We start from the raw sequence: 5,785 nt of genomic DNA, 5'->3' as shown, positions 1-5,785 counted from the left end.
CGTTTCGATCCGCATGACTTCGCCGGCGACGAGATGGTCCTTGCCGCTGCTCGCGAAACGGTCGCGCTCGATGACGAGCGCGATCAGCACCGCGATGAGTAGATAGGCCTGCCAATAGCGGAAGACCGCTCGGAACCGGTCGCCGGGGGTGTTGAAGGGGTCGTGCGCCATATCGCCGCTCAATCGACCCAGTCGAGGCCCATGTCGCGATAGACGCCGCGGTCCTCGTCCCAATTTTCCTTGACCTTGACGTGCAGGAAAAGGTGGACCTTGCGGCCCATCAGTTCGGCGAGCTCGGCGCGGGCTTTTGCGCCAATTTCTTTGATGCGGGCGCCGCCCTTGCCGAGGACGATCGCGCGCTGGTTGTCGCGCGCGACAAAAATCTGCTGGTGGATTTCGGCACTGCCGTCGGGACGGGTCTTGAACAACTCGGTTTCGACCGTCGACTGATAGGGCAATTCCTCATGGAGCTGGCGATAGAGCTGCTCGCGCGTGATTTCGGCCGCGAGCATCCGCTCGGGTGCGTCGCTAACTTCATCCTCGGGGAAATGCCACGGTCCTTCGGGCATCAGCGCGGCAAGGTGCGCCTTGAGCTCGGGCACGCCGTCGCCGCTGCTCGCCGCGATGAAGAAGGTTTCGTCGAAGGCGAGCCGGGCGTTCAGCTCGGTCGCGATGGTGAGCAGCTTGTCCTTCTTGGTCAGATCGACCTTGTTCAGCACCAGATATTTCTTCTCGGGCCGGTTCGCGACTCCTTCCAGCACGCGTTCGACGCGGCCCGTGAGCTTGGCCGCGGCGTCAACCATGACAAGGATGGCTTCGGCTTCCTCCAGGCTGCCCCACGCCGCGGCGACCATCGCGCGGTCGAGCCGGCGGGTGGGCGCGAAGATGCCCGGCGTGTCGATCAGGATGATCTGCGTGTCGCCGTCCATCGCGACGCCCATCAGGCGGGTGCGCGTCGTCTGCGCCTTGGGGCTGACGATGGCGACCTTCTGGCCGACAAGGGCGTTGACGAGGGTCGATTTGCCGGCGTTCGGGGCGCCGACGACCGCCACGAAACCGCAGCGCTGGGTCATTTTACGTCTTCCTGGGTCAAGATTTCGAGCAGGGCGGTTGCGGCCGCCTTCTCGGCAGCCTGCTTCGAGGGGCCGTCGCCTTCGGCCTCGGCGAGCTTGCCGATCGCGACGGCGACGCGAAAGCGCGGGGCGTGGTCGGGGCCATCGCGGCGGACGAGGCGATATTCGGGGGGCTTGCGCTTGCGGGCGAGCGCCCATTCCTGGAGTGCCGCCTTGGGATGTTTGGGCGCGGCGACCTGGCCTTCGATCATGCTCCCCCAATTGCGGACGATGAATGCCCGCGCGGCGTCCTGGCCAAGGTCGAGCCACAGCGCGCCGATCAGCGCTTCGAGCACATCGGCGGCGATATTGTCGCTATGCCGCCCGCCGTCGCCGATCGCCTGCGCGCCGAACCGGACATGCGCGGTGAGATCGAGCGCCTGCGCGATCCGCGCGCAGGTTTCGCCGGACGCAAGCGCGTGCAGCCGCGACGACAATTCGCCCTCGGCAGCCTTCGGAAAGCGGGCGAACAATTCGGACGCAATGACGAGCCCGAGCACGCGGTCGCCCAGAAATTCCAGCCGCTGATAATCGCCCGCACCGCTGCTGCCGTGGGTCAGCGCCTCGCGGTAGAGGCCAAGGTCGCGGGGCGTTGCGCCGGTAATGGCGGCAAGTGTTTCCGCGGAGACGCCTTCGTTCAAAAGCCTTCCCCGGCGCGGTTCCAACGAGCCGCGGTGAACCAGCTGATCGGGTTGATCCAGCTTGCCGACCCGTCGGTCGAGAACATCGTAACCAGCGCATGGCCGACAAGATTTTCCTCGGGCACCAGCCCGATGCCTTGACCCTCGACGGCGGGGAAGCGGCTGTCGGCGCTGCGGTCGCGATTATCCCCCATCAGGAACAGATGGCCGGCGGGCACGGTCACGGGCGCGGTATTATCCTCGGGGATCGAAGTGATATCGAGGATCGCGTAGCTCTTGCCGCTGGGCAGCGTTTCCTTGAAGCGCTTGTAGCGGCACTGACGCTGGCCGTTCGCGCCGATCTCTTCGAACTCGGGCGAATAGCAGGGGAGGGTGCCGTTGGCGCGCGAGGCGTCGATCATGTTCTGCGTCACCGGAATGACGAAATCGGCCATCGGTTCACGCTTCAGCGGCTTGCCGTTCAACCAGACGATGCCATCCTTCACCTGGATCGTGTCGCCGGGCAGACCGATCACGCGCTTGATATAATCATTGTCGTTGACCGGCGGCGCCTTGAACACGACGACGTCGCCGCGATCGGGCGTGCGCGCAAAAATGCGGCCGGGAATCAGCGGCACGCTGAACGGCAGGCTGTATTTCGAATAGCCGTAAGCCATCTTGTTCACGAGCAGATAGTCGCCGATCAGCAGGCGCGGCTGCATCGATTCCGACGGAATGTTGAAGGGCGACAGAAAGAAGCTGCGAAAGATCAGCACCGCGATCGCGAGCAGCGCGAGAAAGCGGATCGTGTCGACCGCTTCTTCCTTGGCGGATACGGGCGCGGGTTCGGGCGTCGCGGGGGCGGGCTTTTCGGCGGGTATGCTGGCATCGGTCATGGGGGCGCATTGACGGTGAATAGGTCTGCGCGTCAAGCAAATATCGGCGGATGACGCTGGTATGGGCGCTCCTGCACGCTTATGAGGTTGGCGAACCCTATCAACCCCGTTCGCGTCGAGCGTCGTCGGGATGCCCATCCGTAAGGCACCTTGCCGATGGACGGCTCGACCGTGTCCGATACGAAGGGGCAGCAAGGAATATTCGATGACCACGGCCGCAAACGCATGGCAGGCGCTCGCCGACTGGCAGCCCCAGACACTTTCCGACCTTGTGCTTGCCGATCCCGCGGCGCGTTTGCAGGCGCTGGTGCGCAGCGTTGCCGATATCCGTTTCGATTTTGCCAAGACGCACCTCGATGATCCGGCAATTGCGATCTTGAACCGGTTGGCCGAGGCGCAGGATTTCGCGGGGCGCCGCCGCACGCTGTTTTCGGGCGGGATCGCCAATCCGAGCGAGGACCGTGCCGCCGAGCATAGCGCCGAGCGCGGCGACGGCGCGCCGGAATCGGTCCACCGCGCGCAGATGCTGCACCAGCGGATGCGGATGCTGATCGACGCGATTGAGGCCGATGCGTTCGGCGAAATCCGCCATCTGCTCCACATCGGCATCGGCGGCTCGGCGCTCGGCCCCGACCTCTTGATCGATGCGCTGGGGCGGCACGGCTCGCGCTACGACGTCGCCGTCGTCTCGAACGTCGATGGGGCCGCGCTCGCCGAAGTCTTTGCCAAATTCGACCCGGCCTATACGCTCGTGGCGGTTGCGTCGAAAACCTTCACGACGACCGAGACGCTGCTCAACGCGGCCTCGGCGCTGCAATGGCTCGAGGAGGCGGGCGTCGATGATCCGGTCGGGCGTTTCATCGCGCTGACCGCCAACCCCGAACGCGCGGTCGAATGGGGTATCGACGAAACGCGCATCCTGCCGTTCAGCGAAACCGTCGGGGGGCGCTATTCGCTCTGGTCCTCGATCGGTTTTCCAGCCGCGCTGGCGCTCGGCTGGGACGCCTTCCAGGACATGCTCGAAGGCGCGGCGGAGATGGACCGCCATTTCCGGCTTGCCGACGGCGCCGACAATATCTGCCTGCTCGCCGCCTTCGCCGACCAGATTTACGCCAACCGGCTCGGCTGCCAGACGCGCGCTGTCTTTGCCTATGACGAGCGCCTGCGGCTGCTGCCCGCCTATCTGCAACAACTCGAAATGGAATCGAACGGTAAGCGGGTGACACTCGACGGTGCGCCGCTCGCGCAGCAGAGCGCGCCGATCACATGGGGCGGCGTCGGCACCGACGCGCAGCACGCGGTGTTCCAGCTTCTGCATCAGGGCACGCATCTGACCCCGGTCGAATTCGTCGTCGCCCGCGAACCCGATCATATCCTCGACGATGCGCACCACGAAACGCTGGTTGCCAACTGCATCGCACAAGGCGCGGCGCTGATGACCGGCCGTGCGAGCGAGGATGGCGCGCGCGCCTATCCCGGCAACCGCCCGTCGACGACGATCCTGCTCGAACAGGTGACGCCGCACAGTCTGGGCGCGCTGATCGCCTTCTACGAGCATCGCGTTTTCGCCAACGCCGTGCTGCTCGGTATCAATCCCTTCGATCAGTTCGGGGTCGAGCTGGGCAAGGAAATGGCGAAGGGGCTGGCCGAAGGCACAGTGCAGTTCGATCCGGCGACCGAAGCGCTGATGCAGGCCGCGCTGGGGGACTAGGTTCAGGACTCGAAGCGATCACGCTAATCCAAATATTCGATTGGCAAGACAGCGCGGCGTAACCACATAGGCGTCCGCCGCGAATGTCAGCGACAAGTGTCAGAGGTAATTCCATGAGCGATTTCGACTATGACCTGTTTGTCATCGGCGCCGGGTCGGGCGGCGTTCGCGCGAGCCGGGTCGCGGCGTCACACGGCGCGCGCGTTGCGGTCGCCGAGGAGCATCGGGTCGGCGGCACCTGCGTCATTCGTGGTTGCGTGCCCAAGAAGCTGCTCGTCTATGGTGCGCACTTTGCAGAAGATCTGAAGGACGCGCGGCATTTCGGCTGGGACGTTCCCGATTGTCATTTCGACTGGCAACGGCTGCGCGACAATGTGCTGGGCGAAGTAACGCGTCTCGAAGGTCTCTACGGTCAGACGCTCGATAATCACAAGGTTACGGTCCTCAAGACGCGCGCGACCGTCGTCGGTCCGCAAAAGGTGCGGCTCGCCGACGGGACCGAACTCACCGCCGAGCGCATTCTGGTGGCGACCGGCGGCTGGCCCTTCGTCCCCGAATTTCCGGGCAGCGAACATGCGATCACGTCGAACGAGGTGTTTCACCTCGACAGTCTGCCGAAGCGCGTGGTGATTGCTGGCGGCGGCTATATCGCCAATGAATTTGCGGGCATCTTCAACGAATTCGGCAGCAAGGTGACGATCGTCAACCGCGGCGACGCGATCCTGCGCGGCTATGACGAGCAGATCCGCGACCGTCTGCTGCAGATTTCGATGACCAAGGGGATCGAATTCCGCTTCAACGCGCCGTTCAAGTCGATCGAGAAGCAGGACGACGGATCGCTGATGGTCCATCTCGAAAATTGCGATCCGATCGCCGCCGATGCGGTGCTCGTCGCGACCGGGCGGGTACCGAACACCAAGGGACTGGGCCTGGAAGCGGCGGGAGTCGAACTCGACAAGGATGGTGCGGTCAAGGTCGATGACAATAACCAGTCGTCGGTGCCGAGCATCTATGCCGTCGGCGACGTGACCAATCGTATCCAGCTGACGCCGGTGGCGATCCGCGAGGGACAGGCGTTCGCCGACAGTGTCTTCGGCGGCAAGCCGACGACGGTCGATTATGCCAATGTGCCGAGCGCGGTGTTCAGCCATCCCCCGATCGGCGCGGTCGGGATGACCGAGGCAGAGGCACGCAACAAGCTGGGCGCTGTGCGCATTTATACCAGCGATTTCCGGGCGATGAAGAATGTCCTCGCCGGCCGCAACGAACGGGCGCTGTACAAGATGGTCGTCAATGCGGCGACCGACCAGGTCGTCGGCCTCCACATGATCGGCCCCGACGCCCCCGAAATTTTGCAGGCCGCCGCCGTCGCCGTGAAGGCGGGGCTGACCAAGGCCGACTTCGACGCGACGGTCGCCCTGCACCCCAGCATGGCCGAGGAACTGG

General features: G+C 64.6%; 5 protein-coding genes. 2 read left to right on the top strand and 3 right to left on the bottom strand.

Annotated features, from left to right (window positions below):
- Positions 1–179: 179 nt before the first annotated feature.
- The 3 genes from era to lepB are packed head-to-tail and all read right to left on the bottom strand — an operon-like array spanning position 180 to position 2,628.
- Positions 180–1,073 (bottom strand): GTPase Era, encoded by an 894-nt coding sequence (gene era, locus ABS88_RS23320; RefSeq protein WP_058811562.1) that lies wholly within the window; start codon positions 1,071–1,073, stop codon positions 180–182.
- Complete coding sequence (gene rnc / locus ABS88_RS23315; protein ID WP_003043654.1) at positions 1,070–1,753, bottom strand: ribonuclease III; 684 nt, start codon at positions 1,751–1,753, stop codon at positions 1,070–1,072. The genes era and rnc overlap by 4 nt, the downstream gene beginning before the upstream one ends.
- Positions 1,750–2,628 (bottom strand): signal peptidase I, encoded by an 879-nt coding sequence (lepB, locus tag ABS88_RS23310; RefSeq protein WP_003043651.1) that lies wholly within the window; start codon positions 2,626–2,628, stop codon positions 1,750–1,752. Before lepB ends, rnc begins: the two co-directional genes overlap by 4 nt.
- Positions 2,629–2,833: 205 nt before the next feature.
- On the opposite strand from lepB, the gene pgi reads away from it, so the two are divergent.
- Both pgi and gor read left to right on the top strand, forming a co-directional pair.
- Complete coding sequence (pgi, locus tag ABS88_RS23305) at positions 2,834–4,339, top strand: glucose-6-phosphate isomerase (RefSeq protein ID WP_286750732.1); 1,506 nt, start codon at positions 2,834–2,836, stop codon at positions 4,337–4,339.
- A gap of 113 nt (positions 4,340–4,452) precedes the next feature.
- Positions 4,453–5,785: glutathione-disulfide reductase (gor, locus tag ABS88_RS23300; RefSeq protein WP_286750731.1), on the top strand; the 1,333-nt coding region annotated here is incomplete at its 3' end.

Source organism: Sphingopyxis sp. SCN 67-31 (assembly GCF_001725095.1).
This window is presented reverse-complemented; position numbering and strand designations above follow the sequence as displayed.